This is a genomic window from Sporosarcina luteola, assembly GCF_023715245.1.
GTDB lineage: Bacteria > Bacillota > Bacilli > Bacillales_A > Planococcaceae > Sporosarcina > Sporosarcina luteola_C.
Map to the genome: position 1 here is coordinate 220,798 of NZ_JAMBNV010000001.1, position 22,591 is coordinate 243,388.

Annotated in this window: 23 protein-coding genes; 18 read left to right on the plus strand and 5 right to left on the minus strand. The window is 47.9% G+C overall.

Going from position 1 to position 22,591, the window contains the following annotated elements:
• Positions 1-3: 3 nt before the first annotated feature.
• The 4 genes from M3152_RS01140 to M3152_RS01155 form a co-directional block, all read right to left on the minus strand.
• Positions 4-687 carry an MOSC domain-containing protein gene (locus M3152_RS01140; protein WP_251693305.1) on the minus strand — a complete coding sequence of 228 codons (684 nt, stop codon included), beginning with the start codon at positions 685-687 and terminating at the stop codon, positions 4-6.
• Between the two features lie 116 nt (positions 688-803).
• Positions 804-1,511: an ABC transporter permease gene (locus M3152_RS01145; RefSeq protein WP_251693307.1), complete on the minus strand. Its 708-nt coding sequence runs from the start codon at positions 1,509-1,511 to the stop codon at positions 804-806.
• Positions 1,508-2,356: an ABC transporter ATP-binding protein gene (locus tag M3152_RS01150; RefSeq protein WP_251693309.1), complete on the minus strand. Its 849-nt coding sequence runs from the start codon at positions 2,354-2,356 to the stop codon at positions 1,508-1,510. Before M3152_RS01150 ends, M3152_RS01145 begins: the two co-directional genes overlap by 4 nt.
• Positions 2,357-2,604: 248 nt before the next feature.
• On the minus strand, positions 2,605-3,612 hold the full coding sequence (locus M3152_RS01155) for a LytTR family transcriptional regulator DNA-binding domain-containing protein (RefSeq protein WP_251693311.1): 1,008 nt from the start codon (positions 3,610-3,612) through the stop codon (positions 2,605-2,607).
• A gap of 178 nt (positions 3,613-3,790) precedes the next feature.
• Between M3152_RS01155 and ric the strand changes: the two genes are divergently transcribed.
• The 12 genes from ric to M3152_RS01215 all read left to right on the plus strand — a co-directional run bounded on the left by ric (position 3,791) and on the right by M3152_RS01215 (position 17,465).
• Positions 3,791-4,489, plus strand: a complete 699-nt coding sequence (ric, locus tag M3152_RS01160; protein ID WP_251693312.1) for an iron-sulfur cluster repair di-iron protein — start codon at positions 3,791-3,793, stop codon at positions 4,487-4,489.
• A gap of 385 nt (positions 4,490-4,874) precedes the next feature.
• Positions 4,875-8,546: a nitrate reductase subunit alpha gene (locus M3152_RS01165; RefSeq protein ID WP_251693314.1), complete on the plus strand. Its 3,672-nt coding sequence runs from the start codon at positions 4,875-4,877 to the stop codon at positions 8,544-8,546.
• On the plus strand, positions 8,536-10,137 hold the full coding sequence (gene narH, locus M3152_RS01170) for a nitrate reductase subunit beta (protein ID WP_251693316.1): 1,602 nt from the start codon (positions 8,536-8,538) through the stop codon (positions 10,135-10,137). Before M3152_RS01165 ends, narH begins: the two co-directional genes overlap by 11 nt.
• On the plus strand, positions 10,130-10,699 hold the full coding sequence (narJ, locus tag M3152_RS01175; RefSeq protein WP_251693318.1) for a nitrate reductase molybdenum cofactor assembly chaperone: 570 nt from the start codon (positions 10,130-10,132) through the stop codon (positions 10,697-10,699). The genes narH and narJ overlap by 8 nt, the downstream gene beginning before the upstream one ends.
• A complete protein-coding gene (narI, locus tag M3152_RS01180) occupies positions 10,692-11,384 on the plus strand; it encodes a respiratory nitrate reductase subunit gamma (protein WP_251693320.1) in 693 nt (230 codons plus the stop codon). Before narJ ends, narI begins: the two co-directional genes overlap by 8 nt.
• A 26-nt stretch (positions 11,385-11,410) precedes the next feature.
• Complete coding sequence (locus M3152_RS01185) at positions 11,411-11,890, plus strand: GAF domain-containing protein (RefSeq protein WP_251693322.1); 480 nt, start codon at positions 11,411-11,413, stop codon at positions 11,888-11,890.
• Positions 11,871-12,938 (plus strand): sensor histidine kinase, encoded by a 1,068-nt coding sequence (locus tag M3152_RS01190; protein WP_251693324.1) that lies wholly within the window; start codon positions 11,871-11,873, stop codon positions 12,936-12,938. The genes M3152_RS01185 and M3152_RS01190 overlap by 20 nt, the downstream gene beginning before the upstream one ends.
• Positions 12,935-13,582 carry a response regulator gene (locus tag M3152_RS01195; RefSeq protein ID WP_251693326.1) on the plus strand — a complete coding sequence of 216 codons (648 nt, stop codon included), beginning with the start codon at positions 12,935-12,937 and terminating at the stop codon, positions 13,580-13,582. The genes M3152_RS01190 and M3152_RS01195 overlap by 4 nt, the downstream gene beginning before the upstream one ends.
• Positions 13,583-13,597: 15 nt before the next feature.
• A complete protein-coding gene (locus tag M3152_RS01200) occupies positions 13,598-14,125 on the plus strand; it encodes a hemerythrin domain-containing protein (RefSeq protein ID WP_251693328.1) in 528 nt (175 codons plus the stop codon).
• A 52-nt stretch (positions 14,126-14,177) separates the two neighbouring features.
• The gene (locus M3152_RS01205; protein ID WP_251693331.1) at positions 14,178-15,689 is read left to right on the plus strand and encodes a nitrate/nitrite transporter; all 1,512 of its coding nucleotides are present in this window, start codon (positions 14,178-14,180) and stop codon (positions 15,687-15,689) included.
• Between the two features lie 228 nt (positions 15,690-15,917).
• Positions 15,918-16,937: a ThiF family adenylyltransferase gene (locus M3152_RS01210; protein ID WP_251693332.1), complete on the plus strand. Its 1,020-nt coding sequence runs from the start codon at positions 15,918-15,920 to the stop codon at positions 16,935-16,937.
• A 15-nt stretch (positions 16,938-16,952) separates the two neighbouring features.
• Entirely contained in the window at positions 16,953-17,465 is a 513-nt protein-coding gene (locus M3152_RS01215; RefSeq protein WP_251693334.1) for a MogA/MoaB family molybdenum cofactor biosynthesis protein, read from the plus strand.
• A gap of 356 nt (positions 17,466-17,821) precedes the next feature.
• On the opposite strand, the gene moaC is transcribed toward M3152_RS01215, so the two are convergent.
• Positions 17,822-18,319 carry a cyclic pyranopterin monophosphate synthase MoaC gene (moaC, locus tag M3152_RS01220; RefSeq protein WP_251693336.1) on the minus strand — a complete coding sequence of 166 codons (498 nt, stop codon included), beginning with the start codon at positions 18,317-18,319 and terminating at the stop codon, positions 17,822-17,824.
• Between the two features lie 62 nt (positions 18,320-18,381).
• On the opposite strand from moaC, the gene M3152_RS01225 reads away from it, so the two are divergent.
• From M3152_RS01225 to moaA, 6 genes are read left to right on the plus strand one after another with little or no spacing between them, the layout of a single operon-like run.
• Complete coding sequence (locus M3152_RS01225) at positions 18,382-19,638, plus strand: molybdopterin molybdotransferase MoeA (protein ID WP_251693338.1); 1,257 nt, start codon at positions 18,382-18,384, stop codon at positions 19,636-19,638.
• On the plus strand, positions 19,626-20,147 hold the full coding sequence (gene mobB, locus M3152_RS01230) for a molybdopterin-guanine dinucleotide biosynthesis protein B (protein WP_251693340.1): 522 nt from the start codon (positions 19,626-19,628) through the stop codon (positions 20,145-20,147). The genes M3152_RS01225 and mobB overlap by 13 nt, the downstream gene beginning before the upstream one ends.
• Entirely contained in the window at positions 20,134-20,580 is a 447-nt protein-coding gene (locus tag M3152_RS01235; protein WP_251693342.1) for a molybdenum cofactor biosynthesis protein MoaE, read from the plus strand. The genes mobB and M3152_RS01235 overlap by 14 nt, the downstream gene beginning before the upstream one ends.
• The gene (moaD, locus tag M3152_RS01240) at positions 20,577-20,810 is read left to right on the plus strand and encodes a molybdopterin converting factor subunit 1 (protein WP_251693344.1); all 234 of its coding nucleotides are present in this window, start codon (positions 20,577-20,579) and stop codon (positions 20,808-20,810) included. The genes M3152_RS01235 and moaD overlap by 4 nt, the downstream gene beginning before the upstream one ends.
• Positions 20,810-21,382, plus strand: a complete 573-nt coding sequence (gene mobA / locus M3152_RS01245) for a molybdenum cofactor guanylyltransferase (protein WP_251693346.1) — start codon at positions 20,810-20,812, stop codon at positions 21,380-21,382. Before moaD ends, mobA begins: the two co-directional genes overlap by 1 nt.
• A 5-nt stretch (positions 21,383-21,387) precedes the next feature.
• Complete coding sequence (gene moaA, locus M3152_RS01250; protein ID WP_251693348.1) at positions 21,388-22,398, plus strand: GTP 3',8-cyclase MoaA; 1,011 nt, start codon at positions 21,388-21,390, stop codon at positions 22,396-22,398.
• Positions 22,399-22,591: the final 193 nt, after the last annotated feature.

Consider the following 22,591-nt stretch of genomic DNA (forward strand, 5'->3'; position numbering starts at 1 on the left):
TTATCATTTATTCCCGGTCAGCCGCTCGCTCGTATCCATTACATCACCGGCAATCCGCTTATTGAATGTCTTCCGCCAGCTCGCCGATAATTCATCCAACTGAAGAATTTTCCGTGCGCCGTCCACGTCATCTTTCGCATGGTGCATGAGTCGATTCGCTTCGGATACCGTTATGGCGAGTTCAGGACGCGAAATATGCACCAATTCGTCTGAAGGAGAGACGATTCCTTCCTTCATTACACGGAAATAAAATCCTGTATAGCCTGTATTCTGCACAAGTAGAGGCATGTCTTTACGGTCATGGATGAGCGACAACTTGAAGCAAGGCTGTCGCGGCTGGCTCACTTGTACAATCGCTTCGCCGATTTGGAATGAATCTCCGATGCATACTTCATCCTCTGTCAATCCTCTGAGTGTCAAATTTTCTCCGAACGCACCCACGTCTAACGTTTTCCCCAATTCCTCTTCCCAGTAAGGGTAGTGCTCGTACGGATAGACACATACTGCTTTATCCACTCCGCCATGATTGACGAGATCACCTTGCCCATCGCCATCAAAATTTACTTTGGATAGATAAACAGGTTCCGCAACAGGTTTTTTATTGATACCAGTCGTCACATCTATTTTCCCGAACTGCAAGTCTTGCGGTTTACCAACATTCAATGAAATAATTTCAAATCGCTCCATATCATTCACCCCGATTATCTATTAGCACTTCAACTTATTTGAAAAACACTGTGTAGACGAAGAAGGCCATTGCCCCGATTGCGAATCCCGCTACTAATTTCAGCACTTGCTTCATCTCAATCCACCATCCGTTTCCGATAGATGACAACCGTAAGAATGAGCGAAGCAATCACCCATCCTAAAATGATTGCAAATTCGACAAGCACATCACCGAAACCAGCTCCTGCTTCCACTTTTGTAGCTAATTCAACTAACTGGATATTCGGCAAGTATGTTGCCACTTGTAAAATAGGATATTTCTCCACTACCAAGGTAATGAATGAACCAAGCGAAAAGACGATAATAACCGGCATTACAATAACAGACGCTTCCAAAACGGACTTGGAATAAAGGCCAAGCAATGTTCCCAACGCGATATAGAAAAATGATGATAAAACAATTGCTGCTGCAATGATCACGAAGTTTGCAGGCTTATATTCCGCCAAGTAGATCGTGAAAAACACAACAACCATCGTCATAGTGAACGTCAGCAAGCTCTTTCCGCCAAGAATATCAGCCGTACTTGCGGGGGAAAGCATCAGTCCGCGCAACGTGTTCTTTTCTTTCTCTTCAGCGATCAAACAGCATTGGACAAAAGCAGCGACCATTCCAAACGTCATGTTAACAAGCATAAAATGGGTATCAATAGAATCAACGCCCATTCGCCCGTAAAAAGCACCTGAAATAATCGGGACGAAAATTACTGACGACACAGCCAAATTCCGTGAGAAATCCTTAAAGTCTTTTTGCAATATCGCATTCACGCGTTTCCATGAAATCATCATGCTAATTTCCTCCCTGTCACTTGAACAAAAATATCCCCTAAAGTAGGTTCGTTCGAATGGATCGTTACAACTTGATTTGCACTCATATACTCGAATACTTGCCTTGCTCCCTCTGAACCTGCCGGCAAAATGACTTTTTCACCGCTTATCAATTCAACTGTAATTGTCGAATCAGAGTATCTCTTTTTCAATTTGTCTGGCGTATCCAATAGCTGGATTTTCCCTTTATCCAGAAAGGCGATCCGATCACATAGCGTTTCTGCTTCGTGCATGTCATGCGTCGTGAGGAAAATCGTCGTTCCTTTTGCGTTTAATGCGCGCAGCCCTTCATGGATATGAAGTGAATTTGTCGGATCGAGAGCGGACGTCGGCTCATCCAGGAAAAGCAATTCCGGTTCGTGGATCAAAGCCCTCGCAAGTGTCACGCGCTGTGTCATCCCTTTGGATAAGGAAGATACTTTTTTCGATTTCTCTTCTTTCAAATTAACAGCATCAAGTACTTCATCGATTTTCGAGTGGGGCACATCATATAGATCACAATATAGCTTCAAGTTATCGTAGATTGATAACCTGCCATATAACCCGCTATTGTCTGTCAGCACTCCGAACCGTCTGCGATACTCCGATTTCTTTAATTGGGAAACAGATTCTCCAAAAACGCTTGCAGTTCCACTCGTAGGAGTTAGTTGTCCAGTCAAAATTTTAATCGTCGTTGTTTTCCCCGATCCGCTTGGTCCAAGGAATCCAAAGATCTCACCTTTCTTTACTTGGAAGTCGACGCTTTCAATCGCCGTTTGATTCGCAAAGACTTTTGCTAAACTGCTCACCTCAATAATATTCTCCATTTCCATCCTCCTGTCGTATGTTCCCTCATTTCGTATTTGCACCTTCAGAATAAGTGAAATCGGTATGGGCTACATCATATTTCGGATGAAAAGAGTTTAATAGGGGGTGAGTGGAGCGAAATTGCACATGACTGGACCGTTTTTTTAGATGGAATTCCCGTCATGAATGATGAACAGAGTATTTCCCGGGTTGAATCGTCAAATACTGTCAAAATATTTCCGGGGAAATAATACAATATTCTACAAAGTTACAGTCCAAGCATCTCTTTCAGCTCGACCATTTTCGTTTTCGATAAAGGAATTGTCGATTTATCGGCGTCATCCAAAACGAGGCTATAGCTGTTCCTCGTCCAAGTGATGACTTCCCGCACTTTCTGCAGATTCACGATATACGAACGGTGGCAGCGGAAGAAGCCATACGGAAGCAACCGAGCTTCCAATTCATTCAATGTGGAAACTGAAGGGAATGATTCTCCTTTTATATGTAAAAAAGATTGACCTTCATTGCTTTCGATATAATCGATTTCAGGCGGGTCGAATAAGACGATTTTTTCATTGACCTTCGTAGGAATCTTTTCGAAACGGACAGGCATGGATTCGGACACGGAAGAAGAATCTTCTCTATCTTCATCCAATAATGTATGAACGGCATGTAGTCCATTTTCATCCAAACGGAAGATTGCGTCGGCAGATGTGACAGCGCTTTCCATATTTCCTGTTAAAATGAATGCGCTGCGTCCCTCTTCCTTCAACTGCTGAAGTACGGCAAGGAAAATCCGCTTTGATTCCAAGTCAAGATTTTGATCAGGTTCTTCAAAAATATGGATATCTGTATTCTGCATAAGTAGGCATGCGAGCTGAACACGTTTTCTCTCGGAATACGACAACTGCCTGATCTTTATATTACGTTTTGAATCCAATTGTACGGTCTGAATAACTTCTTCGAGAGATTCATCAGATTGATAAAGCTGTTTTGTAAAACGGACCATTTCTTCGATGGACAGTCGCTCATATAAGCCGCCATGAAGAAAGAAGAAGCCGATTTTCGTTCGGTTTTCTGAAATGCCGCTTTCCCCAAACCGAATTTCTCCATTCGACAGCTTTGATTTTTCAAGCAATAGCTCAATTAGCTGCTCGCGGACATTGACACTTGAGTAGACGGCAACGACTTTCCCCGCGTCAACCGATAAATTAAAGGCAGGGAAGACGACGGAATCATGAATCCGTTTCTCTGCGTTAATAAAATGAAGTGACACCCAGCATCCCCCGTTTATTTCTAGTTATTATAGATATTATACCAGTTTTTAGAATTATGAATGAACCATCAATTTAACTGATGGTAATTCCGGATGGAAAATAGGCATTTCCCTACTATCTCTCACCAAGTAAATTCTTTACGATGAATTTGAAAATAAAAATTGGGAGGAATTCATTATGTCTTCACTTACCATCGATACACGCGTCTCGGATATTGTCACGGCGTTGCCGCAAAGCGCGGATTTGTTCAGGAATCTTCGTATCGACTATTGCTGTGGAGGAAAAATATCTTTGAAAGAAGCGGCGGAGCAGCGGAATTTGAATCCTATGGAAGTTTTGAATAGCATCCATTCAATAGAAGATAAAAGGGAAAGCCGCATTAGCATGGAGCCTTCTTCATTCGGGGAGAAGACGTTGGTCGCTTACATTCAGGAAAAATACCATGAAGGCTTACGCGATGAATTGCCGATGCTTGCGCCTTATATTACGAAGATAGCCCGAGTCCATGGCGAAAACCATCCGCATTTGCTGCGCGTGCAAGAAATTTTCAAGACGTTGCGTGCAGAACTGATCAACCATACCGATGATGAAGACCAAAATGTATTTCCTCTCATCCTTGAATTTTTGAGTAATCCAACTCCCGAATTGAAGGAGCAATTGAAGCCCCATGTATCCGAATTGGAAGCGGAACATGACAATGCAGGACGGTTGCTTCACGAACTTAGGGAAATCACTAATAACTTCACGCCTCCGGAAGGGGCATGCGGAACATATCGGCTTGCCTATGCAAGATTGGAGCAGCTTGAAAAAGAGACGTTTGAACATGTGCATCTTGAGAATAATGTCTTGTTCGAGCGGATTGCGAAGGCATTGTAATTGATAGGATTGCATTGCTGATCGGGGAATTGCATGCATTTATCAGCATGGCTGGAGATTTATGATCGCTTGTGGACGTTTATGCGCGTTTGTATCGGTTTATGAGCGGTTTTTAACATTTATGCGCCTTTGCAATGATATATGCGTCTTTGCCGGATTTTATGCGTACGTTTATTGATTTATGCGCGATTGCAATTTCCATTCATAAAAAAGCTGCCAAAACGGCAGCTTTTTTATTTAATAGGTGGAACTCCAGGGGCGATATAGGGAAAACCCTAATTTGAAATATTCCGATTACTAGATAACATAAAGGGTAATAGAATAGATAGGTATGTCGATTCCCCCTATCTGCACGCCATTCTAATAGAAGGAGTGAATGCATTCAATGAACAAGTTTAGCATGAAGTATTTCAAGCCGGTTGAGCGTTATTCTGGAAACTGGTCCGTGCTCGAAGAGAAGAGTAGGGATTGGGAGAATATGTATCGCCAAAGGTGGTCCCATGACAAAGTTGTACGGACGACGCATGGCGTTAACTGTACGGGATCTTGCAGCTGGAAAGTGTTTGTGAAAAACGGAATTATAACGTGGGAGAACCAGCAAATCGACTACCCGTCTTGCGGTCCCGACATGCCTGAATTCGAACCGAGGGGTTGTCCGCGGGGAGCGTCTTTTTCATGGTATGAATACAGTCCGTTACGTGTGAAATATCCATACATACGGGGGAAATTATGGCGTATGTGGAGTCGGGCGCTTGCCGAGCTGAAAGACCCTATCAAAGCGTGGGCTAGTATTGTAGAAGACCCTGCGAAAACAGCTGAATACAAAAAAGCGCGCGGAAAAGGCGGGCATGTAAGAATCCATTGGCGTGATGTGAAAATCCTCATCGCAGCCCAGCTGATTTACACCATCCAGAAATATGGACCTGACCGTATTGCAGGCTTCACGCCGATTCCTGCGATGTCGATGGTCAGCTATGCATCGGGCGCACGCTTCCTATCGCTGTTAGGAGGGGAAATGCTTAGCTTCTACGACTGGTACGCGGATCTACCGCCATCCTCGCCGCAGATTTGGGGTGAGCAGACGGACGTCCCTGAATCGAGTGACTGGTTCAATGCCGGCTATATCATTATGTGGGGGTCGAATGTTCCGTTGACGCGGACACCGGATGCGCACTTCATGACGGAAGTCCGTTACAAAGGAACAAAAACTGTTTCCGTCGCGCCGGACTATGCGGAAAGTGTTGTACATGCGGATGATTGGATCGCGCCGAATCCTGGATCTGATGCAGCGGTAGCCCAAGCGATGACCCATGTCATTTTGGATGAGTTTTATGAGCAGCGGAAAGAGCCGATGTTCATTGATTATGCGAAGCAATTCACGGATATGCCGTTCTTGATCACCCTAGAAGAGCATGGCAATGCCTATAAGGCAGGGCGTTTTGTCCGCGCGAGCGATCTTGGTCAAGCGAGCGAACATGCAGAGTGGAAGCCGGTCATCATCGACGGTGCGAAAAATGAAATCATCGTTCCGAACGGTACAATGGGGCAACGATGGGAAAAGGACGCGAAATGGAACCTCATCCTTGAAAACGAGGATGGAACAAAAGTGGAGCCGGTCTTATCCGTAGTCGATCACGGGGCTGAATGGAAAGAGATCCATTTCCCTTACTTCGATAATACGGGCAATGGTGTTTTCACACGAGCCATCCCGGCGAAGAAAGTGAAATTTGCGGACGGTACGGAACGTCTCGTCGCAACTGTCTATGACGTCATGATGAGCCAATACGGCATTAACCGTTCAAATAGCAGATGGGATGCGAAAGGGTATGACGACGCAGAATCCTTGTACACTCCTGCCTGGCAGCAGAAAGTGACGGGCGTCAAACCGGAACTGGTCATCCAAATTGCCCGTGAGTTTGCACAAAATGCAATCGATACAGGCGGACGTTCGATGATCATCATGGGTGCAGGCATCAATCACTGGTTCAATAGCGATACGATCTACCGGGCCATCCTCAATTTAGTTACCCTAACTGCTTCACAAGGAAACAATGGGGGCGGATGGGCGCATTACGTCGGACAGGAAAAATGCCGTCCGATTGAAGGTTGGAGCACGATCGCATTCGCAAGGGATTGGCAGGCGCCTCCTCGCTTGCAAAATGCGACGTCGTTCTTCTATTTCGCCACAGATCAATGGAAATATGAAGAAGGCAGCACAAGTTCTTTGGCTTCGCCGCTCGGAAATAAATCGCGTTATGAACATCCAGCGGATTACAATGTGCTTGCCGCAAGACTTGGATGGCTGCCATCCTATCCGCAATTTAATAGGAACAGCCTGCAGTTGACCGAGGAAGCGCGGCAGGCGGGCAAGACGACGACCAAGGAAATCGTCAATTATACAGTCGACCAATTGAAATCAGGAAAATTGAATTTTGCCATCGAAGATCCGGATGCGCCGGAAAACTTTCCGAGATCACTTTTCGTATGGCGTTCGAACCTAGTGTCGAGTTCTGCAAAAGGTCAGGAGTATTTCATGAAGCATTTATTCGGAGCATCTTCCGGGTTGATTGCGCAGCCGAATGAAGATATGAAACCGGAAGAAATTGTCTGGCGGGATGAAGTGGAAGGGAAGCTCGATCTTCTCGTAGCTCTCGATTTCCGGATGACCGCGACGCCGTTATATGCGGATCTCGTATTGCCGGCAGCGACTTGGTACGAAAAAGTCGATCTGTCTTCAACCGATATGCATCCATTCGTCCACCCGTTCAATCCGGCGGTTGATCCGTTATGGGAATCACGCTCCGACTGGGATATTTTCCGGTCGATTGCCGAAACGTTTGCGGAGATGGCGAAAACACATCTGCCTGGCGTGTATAGGGATTTGGTGACGACTCCGCTTGCACATGATTCCGTGCAGGAAATCGCCCAACCATTCGGTGAAGTGAAGGATTGGAAAAAAGGGGAAGTCAAACCGATACCAGGCAAGACGATGCCTGGTATGACGATTGTTGAACGAGATTACTCGAAAGTGTATGACAAATATATCACGCTCGGTCCTTTGCTCTCGACTGGAAAAGTGGGCGCACACGGCGTTTCATTCTCGGTGGCAGAAGAGTATGAGCTGATGAAAGGCATCAATGGTGTCTACACGGACGGAACGATCAAAGACGGACTGCCGAAATTGTATACGGCGAAAAATGCGGCTGAAGCGATGCTCACTCTTTCATCCGCAACGAACGGACGCGTTTCGCAACGTGCCTTTGAATCGGCTGAACAGGATACGGGCGTTGAGCTGAAGGATATTTCTGCTGACCGGGCGGCTGAACGTTTCACATTCGCCAATATTACAGCACAGCCGAGGGAAGTCATCCCGACGCCTGTCTTCAGCGGATCGAATAAAATGGGCAGACGCTACTCTCCATTCACGACGAATATCGAAAGGCTTGTGCCATTCAGAACGCTGACAGGAAGACAGCATTTCTATATCGACCATGAATTGTTCCTCGATTTCGGCGAATCATTGCCGGTCTATAAGCCGACATTGCCGCCGATGGTGTTGGGACCAAGGGATAAGCCGATTGTGGGAGGACAGGATGCGCTCGTCCTCAGATATTTGACACCGCATGGCAAGTGGAACATCCACTCGACGTACCAGGATAATCAGCATATGTTGACATTGTTCCGCGGCGGTCCGACTGTATGGATTTCCGATCTCGACGCGAAGGAGCATGACATCGACGATAATGCATGGCTTGAAGTGTACAACCGGAACGGTGTTGTTACAGCACGCGCCGTCGTCAGCCACCGGATGCCTAAGGGTACGATGTTCATGTATCACGCGCAAGATAAGCATATCCAAGTTCCCGGATCTGAAATTACGGAGGAGCGCGGCGGAAGCCATAATGCGCCGACCCGTATCCATATGAAGCCGACACAGATGGTCGGCGGTTACGCTCAGCTGAGTTACGGATTCAACTATTACGGGCCGATCGGAAACCAACGTGATGAGTATGTTGCAGTCCGCAAGATGAAGGAGGTCAACTGGCTTGAAAATTAAAGCACAAGTAGCAATGGTCATGAATTTGGATAAATGCATCGGCTGCCATACGTGCAGTGTCACATGTAAAACAGCCTGGACGAATCGGGAAGGCGCCGAGTATATGTGGTTCAACAACGTGGAGACGAAACCGGGCATCGGGTATCCGAAACGGTGGGAGGACCAGGAGCTTTACAAAGGCGGCTGGCATCTGCGCAATGGAAAGCTTGAATTGAAATCCGGATCGAAGCTTTCGAAAATCGCTCTGGGGAAAATCTTCTACAATCCGGACATGCCGGAAATAAAGGAATTCTACGAGCCGTGGACATATGACTATGAAAAATTGACGATGGCACCTGAAAGCGAGCATACGCCTGTTGCGCGTGCGAAATCGGTCATTTCCGGAGATTATATGGACTTGGAGTGGGGTCCGAACTGGGAAGACCAGTTGGCCGGCGCTCATATAACAGGCCCGAAAGATCCGAATATCGAAAAGATTGAAGAAGAGGTCAAATTCAATTTTGAGCAAGCGTTCATGATGTATTTGCCCCGGCTTTGCGAGCACTGCCTGAATCCGAGCTGCGTCGCCTCCTGTCCTGCAGGGGCGATCTATAAGCGCGACGAGGACGGCATCGTACTCGTCGACCAAGAAGCTTGCCGCGGTTGGCGCTATTGCATGACCGGCTGCCCTTACAAAAAAGTGTATTTCAACTGGAAGACGAACAAAGCGGAGAAATGCACATTCTGCTTCCCACGTGTTGAAGCTGGATTGCCGACAGTCTGTTCGGAGACGTGCACAGGAAGAATCCGCTATTTGGGCGTTCTTCTCTATGACGCGGACCGTGTACTCGAAGCGGCATCGACTCCAGATCCTCAAGACCTGTACAAGGCGCAATGTGATTTATTCCTTGATCCGCATGACCCTGAAGTGATCGAGCAGGCGATGAAGGACGGCATTTCGGAGGATTGGATCAATGCAGCGAAGAATTCGCCTGTGTATAAATTGGCTATCGAATACAAGCTCGCATTCCCATTGCATCCGGAATACCGCACATTGCCGATGGTCTGGTATGTGCCGCCGCTAAGCCCGATCATGAACTATTTTGAAGGGAAAGATTCCATCAAGAACCCGGATATGATCTTCCCGGCAATTGAGGAAATGAGAATTCCGATTCAGTACTTGGCAAATATGCTGACGGCAGGTGATACGCAAACCGTGAAAGAAGGGCTTCAGCGCATGGCGATGATGCGTTCCTATATGCGGGCAGTATCGTCCGGCAAGGAATTTGACGAGTCCCGGCTTGAACGTGTCGGCCTGACAGCCGAACAGACGAAGCAAATGTACCGCTTGCTTGCAATTGCGAAATACGAAGACCGTTTTGTCATTCCGACTTCCCATAAGGAAGGTACGATGAACGTCTATCGCTCACAAGGCTCAGCTGGTTACAACGAACAGATGGGTACGTATGGGGAAAGCGTAACGCAAAACCAGTTCAGTTATTCAATGATGGGCGACGACGGCAGCTGTGATGGATGCGGACCTGTCTCTCCAGGAAAAACAGGCAAGGAGATTTACGAAGAAAACTTCTATGGGGGGATCTGGCGTGATTAATCTGGACCGTCTGTACGAAGAGAAAAGCGTCTTCGGGTTTTTTGCCAGCCAGTTGTCCTATCCCGAAAAAATTACGTTCCATCCGCACGTTTTGGAAGAGTCGATCGACTCTTCCGATCCGTCTTATCCCGAAGTAAAGAAGTATTGGGATCTGATGCATGATCATAGTCTTGAAGAAATCCAGGAGATGTATATTAATACTTTCGACTTTCAAAAAGACTGCACGCTGTTCATGACATATGTGAAATACGAAGATTCAAAGGATAGGGGGCAAATGCTGGCCCGGTTGAAAGTGCTCTATGAAATGTTCGGCCTTGTCATGCCGGATAACGAGCTATCTGACTTCCTCCCGCTTATGTGCGAATTCATCTATGCGGCGGAATGGAGAGGGGATCCACGTGCCCAACAAAGCTTTACAATGCTGCTCGCAGTGTTGGAGGATGGATCCTATCATTTGATGAAGGCTCTGGAAAAGTACGAGAGCCCCTACTTTCACCTCATCAAAGGGATGAGGGAGGTATTCAAGTCTTGTATCCAACAGGAGGTTCCTGCCAATGAGTAACCAATTCTTATGGGTGATTTTCCCCTATATTTGCATGGCGGTATTTGTCGTAGGTCATATTTTCCGCTATCGGCATGACAAGTTCGGATGGACAGCAAAATCGAGTGAATTTATCGAGAAAAGACAGCTGATGATCGGCAGCCTGCTATTCCATATCGGCATCATTCCCGTCATTCTTGGGCATGTGGCGGGGCTCGGTATACCGAAAGAATGGACGCGGGCACTTGGCGTAAGTGACCATATGTATCATATGGGCGCGATTTGGGGAGGAGGGTTTTTCGGTGTTGTCACTCTTGCAGGAATGCTTATCCTCACCTCACGCCGCTTCACCCACCGGAATGTCCGGAAGCTATCTTCGGCGTCCGACTTGATCGTTAATAGCCTGCTTCTATTCATCGTTTTCATCGGTGTGTATGCATCATTAGTGACAAACAATTTGAATCCGGGATTCGATTATCGTGACTCCATTTCTGTATGGTTCCGTTCGTTGCTCATATTCAGGCCGGAAGCAGGGTATATGGCCGCTGCTCCGTTGACGTTCAAGGTGCATATTCTGACCGGCTTCCTCATCTTCGCGATGTGGCCGTTCACTAGGCTCGTCCACGTATGGAGTGTCCCATTGAATTATGTCGGCAGGAGCTATATTCTGTATAGAAGATCGCCCGTGAAAGCGGGCAAACGATAAAGAGTTTTCCATAGGGAGCAATGACGATGAAAGATCGGGTGGGATTTAATTACCAGCAAGAGATTGAGCGTTTAAAAGAGTTATTCGGATTCGATTTCGTCAGCATTGCGCTCGTCCAATCGCCGGAACGCGGATTTGAATTGAGATGGACGTATGTGACCGGGAATCTGAACGAGCGTTATCGGCGCATAAAATTGCAATCGGGAAAAGGACTGGCGGGACTCGTCTTCAAGACGGGAAAGCCGATGTTTGTCGGGAATGCAGAGGAAGAATGGACTGCAGGTGACCTGTTCAATTATCCGATTATCACAGCGGAAAAGCTCAAAAGTTTCGGAGCGATTCCCCTCTTTAAAAACAATCGTGTAAAAGGAGTCATGCTTGTCGGGTACCGGACAGGCGGAAAGATGACCGCCGGCCAATTCGAGCAATTCAAGCAGGAAATCGGTTCGGAGTTCGGTCCATTTTATAATAAGGAGATGGTGAAGGATGAATCGGACCAGTACTAATATGTTGTCGAATCTGTTAATGAAACTATACGGCAATTCCGATGAAGCCATCTTCTTTTTTGATAGGCAAGGGAAAGTGCTCGCCATGAATTCCGCCGCAGAAGAGATTATCGATAAGGATGTCTACGAGCAGATGATGGCGGGCAGTACCGGAGCGATCTGTAAAGCGTGCAAAGGTTATACGAGCTCCGAGGAGCCGTTGACATGCGTTTCCTGTTATATGGCTAATCCGGATGAAGACGTCAGCTCCTTCCAAGTATATTTCGATACGAAAGGAAGAGGTGTCATCCCTTATTCCGGCAGCATCCAGACAATTGACGCAGAGACGGGAACCCGGGTTTTCATGCTGAGGAACCTGACCCGCCAATTCAAGACGCAAGAGGAATTGAATCAGAAACAGATGATGAAACGGGTGATCAAAGCACAGGAGGATGAACGGAAGCGCCTTTCCCGCGAGCTGCATGATAGTGTGGCACAGGAAATGCTCAGTTCATTGGTCGATTTGCGTGTCTTGAAATATATGAATATCGAAGAGGAAGTTTTAAAGAAAGTGCAGCAGACGGAAGGCTCGCTCATGCGGTTATTGGATGATATACGCCACCTATCCGTCGAACTGCGGCCCGCTACTCTCGATGATCTCGGATTGGCGGCGGCTTTCCGTACCCATTTCAAATGGTTGGAAAAGAATTATGGACTCATCGTTCATTTCCATCCGGAACTCGAAACTAAACGATATGAAGGAGAAATCGAGACGGTCGTGTACCGTGTCTGCCAGGAAGCCGTCTTTAATGCATTGAAATATGCAGAAGTTGATGAAATGGTTGTCCGGTTGTACGAATCTGAAGACCTTCTTCATTTAATTGTCATGGATGAAGGAAGGGGATTCGAATTGAAAAATACGGATCCGAAAGGCACGGGATTAGGCATCTATGGCATGAAAGAACGGGCTGAACTCGTTGACGGGCACCTTCATATCCGGTCCGAAGTCGGGAAAGGAACTGTGATCCAGTTGGAGGTCCCGGTTGATAAAGGAGGGAATGACGATTGAAGATCATCATTGCCGATGATCATGCGGTCGTCCGCAGCGGTTTCATGCACATATTGAACTTTCAAGATGATATGGAAGTCGTAGCTACCGCCGCGGACGGATTGGAAGCGTATGAACAAGTAGCGAAGCATCGACCCGACATTGTGCTCATGGATTTGAGCATGCCTCCAGGGGAGAGCGGTTTGATTGCAACAGGGAAGATTAAAGAGGACTTTCCGGAAACGAAAGTCGTCATCCTGACGATGTACGACGATGAAGAATATCTTTTCCATGTACTGAAGAATGGTGCGTCCGGTTATGTATTGAAAAACTCGCCCGACGAGGAATTGCTTTCCGCCATTCGGACGGTCTATGACGGAGGCACGTATATCCATCCTTCGATGGCGACATCACTCGTGCGTCAATTCGTAAAGAAGGATTTCGATGAAGCCGAGACGGATCCTTATAAGATTTTATCGCGAAGGGAAATCGAAGTCCTTCCGTTAGTCGCGAAAGGATACGGGAATAAAGAGATTGCAGAAATGCTCTATATATCCGTCAAGACAGTGGAGGCTCATAAATCGAAGATCATGGAAAAACTGAATTTGAAAAGCAGGCCAGAGCTTGTGGAATATGCATTACGGAAAAAGTTCCTGAACTTCTAAGTGGAGGTGTGACGTTTGACGACTGCGAAACAATTCCAATTTGAACTGCCTGCATTGCGGGTGCTTGAAAACGAACACAATTATTTATCGTACCTGATGGACGGCTGGCATGCGATCGTCCTCGGTTTCGAACGGGATATTTATAACGCGGATGAAGCGAGGGAAGCATTGCAGACATTGCGGAAGCTTATCATTGAATTCATAGATCCGCTGAAGAATCATACGGAAAAAGAGGAGGAATTCCTTTTTCCGATGCTATCGAAATATATCGGTGATGAACAAGGACCTATCTTGGCGCTCGAGGAGGAGCACGAAGAGATCGATGCGTATATTGGCCATTTCCTCCATCATACCCGCGGAACTCTAGAAGAGCTGTCATTGCAGGAAATGAAGGATATCGTCAAAGACGCGGGCGAGGCATTTGAAGTGATTACAATCCACTTCGTCAAGGAGCAGTCGATTGTTTTCCCGATGGTCATCAATACACTGCGCATCACGGAGCAGGATCAGCTATTCGAAGAGTTGTACACATCCATCATTTGATAGGCTTGGTGATAATGCTGTTCACTACTTTCAGAAATGGACTGATATATGAATGAATAAAAAAATTCAATTGCCTTTACAGACAGCTAACTTAGTAGTCGGTTTCATGGTATGGGTGCTGATTTCCTCTCTTTTGCCGTTCATCTCGGAGGACATCGCCATTCCGCCTGAAAGGTTGGCGATCGTGACAGCCGTCCCGGTCGTGCTAGGATCCATTTTACGGATTCCGTTAGGATACTATGCAAATATTTTCGGAGCCAGGATCATCTTCATGATCAGCTTCATCTTGCTCCTGTTCCCGGTGTTTTACATAAGTGAAACGACTTCGTTTGCCGGGCTGATCATCGGAGGGACTTTCCTCGGAATCGGGGGCGCCGTATTCTCTGTCGGGGTTACATCTTTGCCGAAATATTACGCGAAAGAGAAGCACGGACTCGTCAACGGGATCTATGGAATGGGGAATATCGGTACAGCCGTGTCGACATTCGCCGCTCCGGTCATTGCGACACAAATCGGATGGTCGATGACAGTCAAACTTTATTTAGTGCTGCTGCTCATTTTCGCTGCATTGAACTTCATTTTTGGCGATAAGCACGAAGCAAAAATTAAAACGCCGATTGTTGAACAGATTAAAGGCGTCTATAAAAATGAGAAACTTTGGTTCTTTTCATTGTTCTACTTCATTACTTTTGGTTCGTTCGTAGCTTTCACAGTTTTCCTGCCGAATTTCCTCGTCACGTATTTCGGATTGGAGAAAGTCGATGCGGGCATGCGGACAGCCGGTTTTATCGTCGTCGCAACATTGCTCCGTCCTGTAGGCGGTTGGCTAGCGGACAAATTCCAGCCATTATTCCTATTGATGGGTGCGTTTGCCGGTCTGACATTAGCGGCCATCGTATTGGCATTCTCGCCTGGCATCGAGCTTTATACGGTCGGCAGCATACTGATTGCAGCTATGGCAGGAATCGGCAACGGCGTCATCTTCAAGCTCGTTCCGTTTTATTTCAATAAACAAGCGGGGATTGTGAATGGAATCGTCTCGATGATGGGCGGATTAGGCGGGTTTTTCCCTCCTTTATTGCTCGCAACCATACACTCCATTACTGGTTCCTATTCAATCGGTTTCATGGCGTTCTCCCAAGTCGCACTTGTAAGCCTTGTCCTCGTTGTCTGGCTATATTATATGGATCGGGTGTCGCTCGCGAAGGAAGTGTTCGATTCGACGGGGCAAGGGATTCTCGTTACGAATCCGAAAGGTACTATTTTGTCAGTAAATCCTGCATTTACTAAACTTACAGGCTATACTGAAGAAGAAGTAATCGGCAGCAATCCGAATGTGCTCAGCTCCGGAAGGCAGTCCAAACAATTTTACACAACCATGTGGAGCATCATTGGCGAAGAGGGATCATGGCAAGGTGAAATCTGGAACAAGCGGAAAGACGGAACGGAGTATTTGGAACTGTTGACGATTAATGCAGTCAAAAACAATTCAGGTGAAGTCGAACGGTATGTCGGTACATTCAGTGACATAACACCTCAACGAGAGGGCGCCCGGTCGCACTGACCGGAAGCCATCAAAAGCGGAAGCGGCCTGCCTAGATGCGACAGGCATAAGACGGCCATGCGAAACGGCGCTTTTTGCCGTGCAGCATGGCTGACTTATGACCCAAGCATCTGGCCGCTGGAGCTAGACGATTCAAAAGCGGAAGCGGCCTGCCTTATGACCCCCGAGTGTATGGGCGCCGGAGTTGGATGATAGCTAGAAGATTGAATCTGGAAGGAGATAGTTAGGGTGGGAACGAGATATTCGCGTCAGACGCTTTTCAAGCCGATCGGCGAAGAAGGACAAGAACGATTGAAAAAAGCACATGTACTCGTCATCGGCTGCGGGGCGCTCGGTTCCCCCATCTCCGAGACATTAGTCAGGGCAGGCGTCGGCAAGCTAACAATTGCGGACCGCGATTACGTGGAAATGTCCAATTTGCAAAGGCAGCAATTGTTCACCGAACAGGACGCTTTGGACGGCGTGCCGAAAGTCGTCGCCGCAGAACGTCGGCTGAAAGAGATTCGACAAGACGTTGATATCCGGACAGTGCTCGATCATGTGGACGCTGCATTGCTTGAAGAGCTGGCGGAAGAAGCCGATCTGATCATGGACGCGACGGACAACTTTGAAACAAGGCTTCTCATGAACGATGTCGCTTGGAAGAAGGGGATCCCTTGGATTCACGGTGCATGCGTCGGGAGCTCGGGCACTGTATTTCCGTTCATCCCGGGTCGGTCGGCGTGTTTCCGTTGTTTGCTGCCGGTCCTCCCTTCGGTCAATGAAACATGCGATACGGCGGGCATTATTGCACCTGCTGTCCAGATCGTTGCGGCGAGGCAGTCCGCGGAAGCATTGAAATGGTTGACGGGCAACAGGGATGCGATGATGACAAAGCTATTGCACGTTGATGTTTGGAATAATACACAAGCGGAGGCTGGCATCTCTCGGATACGGAATGCCCACTGCGAAACTTGTGGAGAAGCACCTACATATCCTTCCTTGAATCAACCGGAAGGCACACATTATGCAGTTCTATGCGGAAGGGAAACCGTCCAGATTGTGCCGGATAGCAGAAGAAGTTTATCAGTCGCAGATGGCGTGCAAGTTGCGGAGCGATTGGGAACGGAATACCGGATGACGCCGTTCTTTGTGGAATTCCATGCAGAAGGGTACCGCTGTGTTTTATTCCAAAACGGCCGGTTGCTTATTCATGGGTTGAAAGATATGAAGCAAGGACGGAAACTGTATCATCAATTTTTTGGGTGATAGGGGGTATATGGCATGTCGAATCTTTCGGACAAGGAAAAGAAGAAATCAATCGCCATCGCCGTCTTGACGGTGAGCGATACGCGGGATAAGGATACGGATAAGAGTGGTGGGACGATCATTCGGATGGCGGAGGAAGCTGGTCACCATATTGCAGATTATCGGATTTGTCCCGATGAGCCGGCAAAGATAGCCGGAAACGTGGGAGAGTGGATTATCACTTCCGCCGTCGAGGCCATCATCATAACGGGCGGTTCAGGAATCGGCTTGCGTGATGTGACGATTGAAACGGTGACGCCGTATTTTACGAAGAAGATTGATGGATTCGGAGAGTTGTTCAGGTTCTTGAGTTATACGGAAGATGTTGGATCGAAGGCGTTGCTGAGCCGGGCAACTGCGGGGTCGATCGATGAACAGGTGTTATTCGCATTGCCGGGGTCATCGAAAGCGGTGAAGCTGGCGATGGAAAAACTGATCCTCCCGGAGCTTCATCATATCGTACATGAACTGACGAAGCATCGGAAGTGATCGCGAAGGAATGGACCTTGAACGCTGAAGAATGGGCCCTTGCCGGAAAGAATGGACCTTGAACGCTGAAGAATGAGCCCTTGTCAGAAAGAATGGACCTTATACGCTGAAGAATGGGCCCTTGTCGGAAAGAATGGACCTTGAACATGGAAGAATGAGCCCTTGTCGGGAAGAATGGACCTTAAACACGAAAGAATGGGTCCTAGTCAGAAAGAATGGACCAAGAGTTCTCGTTTACGTACTAGGAGTTCTCGTTCAACACTGAAGAGCTCTCGTTTTCGCGGAAGGAGTTCTCGTTCCAGCGTATCAAGTTCTCGTTTAACATAGAAGACTTCTCGTTCAACGTCAAAGAGTTCTCATTCACTTGCCGTACGTTCAAAATCGCCGTTTTTCCCGCCGGTCTTTTTCAGCAGCATTGTCGGGCCGATGACCATCTCCTTGCCTGCCGCTTTGCACATATCGTAAATTGTGAGGGCTGCAGCGGAAGCAGCGGTCAACGCTTCCATTTCGACGCCGGTGAGACCTTTCGTTTTCACTTCGGCTTCGATGAGCACCTCGTAATGCTGCTCAGATTCATCAATCTGCCATTCGAAGCGGACATCGACGCCAGTCAGGGCAAGTGGGTGACACATTGGAATGATGGATGATGTGTTTTTTGCAGCCATGACTGCAGCGACTTGCGCGACGGCGAAGACATCACCTTTTTTATTGGTGCCTTCCGTAATTTGCGAGTGGATCAATTCATTTACAATGATCGAAGAAGCAGCGACCGCGGTTCTCGTCGTCACCGCCTTGTCGGAAACGTCGACCATCTTGGCACGTCCCTGTTCGTTGAAGTGTGTCAATTCAGACATTGGATTCATTCCCTTCAAACATAGTACATTTTAGTATATCAGAAGATAGGAGAGTGTTCACAATGGTGGAAATGAGAAAACCGATTCCCGTGGCGGAGGCTGTCAGGCTTGTAATGGAGCACGCAACGCCTTTAGGAACGGAAATGATTGGACTTGAAGGAGCTTACGGAAGAGTCCTTGCCGAGCCAATTATCGCTAAACACGATGTACCTCCTTTTGACCGATCACCTTATGATGGGTTTGCAATCCGGTCGCTCGATTCAGAAGGGGCGGCCGGCGATAACCGGGTGCCTTTTTCAGTCATCGGCGAAATCGGTGCCGGATACGTCGGAGACAAGCCGATCGGTGAAAAGGAAGCATATCGGATCATGACAGGCGCGCAAATTCCGGAAAACGCGGATGCGGTCGTCATGCTCGAGCAGACAGTCGAAACGGACAGTGGTTTCACATTGCGGAAGCCGTTTGAGGCAGGCGAAAACATCTCGTATAAAGGCGAGGATGCGAAGGAAGGGGAGCTGCTTATCGAAGCGGGCTCACTCATCCATCCTGGCACAGTCGCATTGCTTGCGACGTTCGGCTATGCGGAAGTAAAAGTTGCGAAACGTCCGGTCGCCGGTATTTTATCGACAGGGACGGAACTGCTCGATGTGGCGGATGAACTCGTGCCGGGCAAAATCCGGAACTCGAACGGCCCGATGATCCGCGCACAATTGAAGCGGATGGGCATCGACTATAAGTCGTACGGGATGGCGGCGGATGACTTGGATGCCTGCACATCGATTGTCGAGAAAGCGATTGCGGAGACGGATCTCCTTATAACGACAGGTGGCGTGTCTGTCGGTGATTATGATTATTTGCCTGTCATTTACGAGCGGCTTGGCGCGAAGGTTTTATTCAACAAAGTGGCGATGCGACCAGGCAGTGTGACGACCGTTGCTCAGCTTGGAAATAAACTATTATTCGGCCTCTCTGGAAATCCATCCGCCTGCTTCACAGGGTTTGAGCTATTTACAAGGCCGGCGATCCTTGCGATGATGGGGGGAACAGCCCCTTATATGCCAAGGATGACGGCGAAATTGGGGGAGGACTTCACGAAGCCAAATCCATTTACGCGCTTCATCCGCGCCACTTGGACATTCACCGAGGGTGGAATTGAAGCAGTGCCAGCGGGTTTTAATAAATCAAACGCAGTCTCTTCAATTGCAAGAGGGAATTGCCTGATTGTACTACCAAGCGGAACGAGGGGCTTTGTCCAGGGGGATGAAGTCGATATCCTGTTGGTCGGTAGCGAGCAAGGCGTCAGCGAGTGGACATTGTGAAAACGCTTCATGTCGTCGGCTATAAAAATAGCGGCAAGACGACGTTGGTTGCAAGATGGATCGGTTTATTGAAGAAGAACGGTTTGTCGGTCTCCGTTCTGAAGCATCATGGGCATGGCGGAAAACCGGACATGAGCGAAGCCTCGACCGATACGTCGCAATTTTTGGCGAATGGGGCAGATGCAACACTTGTATCGGGTGGCGGCACGATTCAATTAATCTGGAATGAAGAGCCTGAGTTTGCTAGGCTGAAAGAAATGGCTTCGATCGGCAATCCGGATGTTTTATTAATTGAAGGGTATAAAGGAGAAACAGGGGATAAAGTCGTTTTGCTGAGAGATTTGGAAGACTGGCATACATTGCGTCAGTTGGAAGATAAGTTGCTCGTTATCGGGTGTCCAGAAATTGAGATGGAATTTCCTCATATACATTCGCGCGAGGAAACGGAGCAAATCGACGAATGGTTTGTAAAGTGGATTGGAAGGGGAGATGGCGATGAAACAATATGAAATTGTGGAAACACCGATAGAAGTTCAAAAATACATGGATTATGTGCTTCATCCTTCAGCAGGCGCTGTCACGGTCTTTACCGGTAATGTTCGGGAGTGGACGCACGGCGTGAAGACGCTTTACCTTTCGTACGAAGCCTATGTCCCGATGGCGGAAAAGAAAATGGCGGAAATTGGAGCGGAAATGGAAGCGAAATGGCCGGGTGTACGCGTTGCGATCGCCCATCGGATCGGGGAACTGCAAATATCGGATATCGCAGTCGTCATCGCCGTCTCTTCTCCACACCGGAAAGCGGCTTACGAGGCGAATGAATATGCAATAGACCGGATTAAAGAAGTGGTGCCCATCTGGAAGAAGGAAATTTGGGAAGACGGGGAAGAGTGGATCGGTGCTCAGAAGAAATATCCTGCAAAGGGGGTTGAACAGGCATGATCAAAGTGAATTATTTTGCAAGATTGCGTGAGTTGACTGGAAAAGGGGAAGAGACGCTTAACCGCGATTCAATGACGGTCGCTGAACTGCTGAATTGGGCGGAGGAATCGTACCCTGGATTCGGTGCGGATAATGTCCAAGTGGCGGTGAATGAAGAATACGCATTGAAAGATGACGTCATCGAGTCAGGGGATGTTTGTGCTTTCATTCCTCCTGTGAGCGGTGGCTGATGAAAACCGCGGGGATTATACTTGCAGGTGGATTGTCGAGTCGATTCGGGTCCCCTAAGGCTTTTGCCGAATGGGAGGAGCACCCTTTCTATGAATTGTCATTGGCTGCTTTATCTCCATATTGTGAGGAATGTATTGTTGTGACACGTCCTGAGTTGGTGGAACGATTTCCTGAAGATTTGCTTGTGATAACCGACCTTGAACCGTTTGCGGGGCAAGGTCCGATTGCGGGGATATTGTCGGGGATGGAAAAATTGTGTGCAGAACGCTATATCGTGCTGCCTTGTGATATGCCGTTCATGACTGCGGATGTGGTCGAACGGTTGCTCGAATGCCATACTTCCGGCGTGACCGCCGTCGTCTTGGAGGGGAAATATCATCCACTCGTATCAGTCTGGGATGCCGATGCACTCCCGGATTTGCGTGAAGCGCTTGAAAACGGGAAGCGCCGGGTCATGGATGTTCAGGATAAACATGGAGTCCGATGGATTGAAGGCGAACTGTTAACGGAAGATGACGCCCGCCGGATATTCATGAATGCGAACACTCCAGATGTCCTGGAAAGGAGCTGACGAAGATGAATCCGATTGTAGATAAATTAGGCCGCCCGATTCGGGACTTGCGGATTTCTGTGACCGATCGTTGTAATTTCCGGTGCACCTATTGCATGCCGAAGGAGATTTTCGGTGATGATTATGTGTTTTTGCCGAAAAATAAGCTTTTGTCATTTGAGGAAATGGAGCGGTTCGCCCGCCTTTTTGCATCTATTGGCGTGAAGAAGCTTCGCCTGACGGGCGGCGAACCTTTAATGCGACGTGGTCTACCCGACTTAATTGTGAAGCTGACAAAGATCGAAGGAATCGAGGACATCGGACTGACGACGAACGGCGTGCTGCTCGGGCAATATGCACAACCGCTGTATGACGCAGGCCTCCGTCGTTTGAATATGAGCCTTGATGCGATGGATCCGGAGCTGTTTGGGAAAATGAACGGTCGCGGAATTAAGCCAGAACTCATTTTGAAGAATATCGATCGAGCAAAGAACATCGGTTTCACGATCAAAATGAATATGGTCGTACAAAAAGGTGTGAATGAAAGCGAAATTCTCCCGATGGCGGCGTATTTTAAGGAACGCGGCATCACATTGCGTTTCATCGAATTCATGGACGTTGGCAATGACAATGGTTGGAGTTTCGAGAAAGTCGTGACGAAGAAAGAGATCTATGAAATGCTTCGCGCGGAATATGAGATGGAGCCGGCCGAAGAGGAGTACTACGGCGAAGTGGCGAAGCGGTATAGATATGTAGACAACGGTGCGGAAGTCGGTTTCATCACATCGGTTTCGGAATCGTTCTGCTCAACTTGCACAAGGGCGAGGCTTTCATCTGATGGAAAGCTGTACACTTGCTTGTTCGCTTCTTCCGGATTCGATTTAAGGAAATTGATCCGCAGCGGCATGTCGGATGAAGAGCTACTTGACGCCATTAGTGGTGTGTGGGGACGCCGTGCCGACCGGTATTCCGACGAGCGGACGGAGCAGACGGTGAAAAACCGGAAGAAGATTAATATGAGTTATATTGGTGGATGATTGTAGTGACGCCCTACAGCCTTTTTGGCTTGCAGGGCGTTTTTTTGTCGTTGCGGGAGTGGTTCTTAAGTCATGAAATGACCATATATCTTGGGAAATGATCGATATAAGTCGAGAAATAATCGATATATCCACCCAATTGATCGATAAGTGTTGGGAAATGATTGATATACACTGGGAAATGAGCGATAAC

Excerpts from the sequence above, each read along its gene's own strand:
- M3152_RS01185 (WP_251693322.1), top strand. The coding sequence starts at position 11,411 with ATGAAAGATCGGGTGGGATTTAATTACCAGCAAGAGATTGAGCGTTTA.
- M3152_RS01190 (WP_251693324.1), top strand. The coding sequence starts at position 11,871 with ATGAATCGGACCAGTACTAATATGTTGTCGAATCTGTTAATGAAACTA.
- M3152_RS01205 (WP_251693331.1), top strand. The coding sequence starts at position 14,178 with ATGAATAAAAAAATTCAATTGCCTTTACAGACAGCTAACTTAGTAGTC.
- ric (WP_251693312.1), top strand. The coding sequence starts at position 3,791 with ATGTCTTCACTTACCATCGATACACGCGTCTCGGATATTGTCACGGCG.
- M3152_RS01165 (WP_251693314.1), top strand. The coding sequence starts at position 4,875 with ATGAACAAGTTTAGCATGAAGTATTTCAAGCCGGTTGAGCGTTATTCT.
- M3152_RS01235 (WP_251693342.1), top strand. The coding sequence starts at position 20,134 with ATGAAACAATATGAAATTGTGGAAACACCGATAGAAGTTCAAAAATAC.
- moaC (WP_251693336.1), bottom strand. The coding sequence starts at position 18,319 with ATGTCTGAATTGACACACTTCAACGAACAGGGACGTGCCAAGATGGTC.
- moaD (WP_251693344.1), top strand. The coding sequence starts at position 20,577 with ATGATCAAAGTGAATTATTTTGCAAGATTGCGTGAGTTGACTGGAAAA.
- moaA (WP_251693348.1), top strand. The coding sequence starts at position 21,388 with ATGAATCCGATTGTAGATAAATTAGGCCGCCCGATTCGGGACTTGCGG.
- M3152_RS01140 (WP_251693305.1), bottom strand. The coding sequence starts at position 687 with ATGGAGCGATTTGAAATTATTTCATTGAATGTTGGTAAACCGCAAGAC.
- narI (WP_251693320.1), top strand. The coding sequence starts at position 10,692 with ATGAGTAACCAATTCTTATGGGTGATTTTCCCCTATATTTGCATGGCG.
- mobA (WP_251693346.1), top strand. The coding sequence starts at position 20,810 with ATGAAAACCGCGGGGATTATACTTGCAGGTGGATTGTCGAGTCGATTC.
- M3152_RS01150 (WP_251693309.1), bottom strand. The coding sequence starts at position 2,356 with ATGGAGAATATTATTGAGGTGAGCAGTTTAGCAAAAGTCTTTGCGAAT.
- M3152_RS01145 (WP_251693307.1), bottom strand. The coding sequence starts at position 1,511 with ATGATGATTTCATGGAAACGCGTGAATGCGATATTGCAAAAAGACTTT.
- M3152_RS01225 (WP_251693338.1), top strand. The coding sequence starts at position 18,382 with ATGGTGGAAATGAGAAAACCGATTCCCGTGGCGGAGGCTGTCAGGCTT.
- M3152_RS01215 (WP_251693334.1), top strand. The coding sequence starts at position 16,953 with ATGTCGAATCTTTCGGACAAGGAAAAGAAGAAATCAATCGCCATCGCC.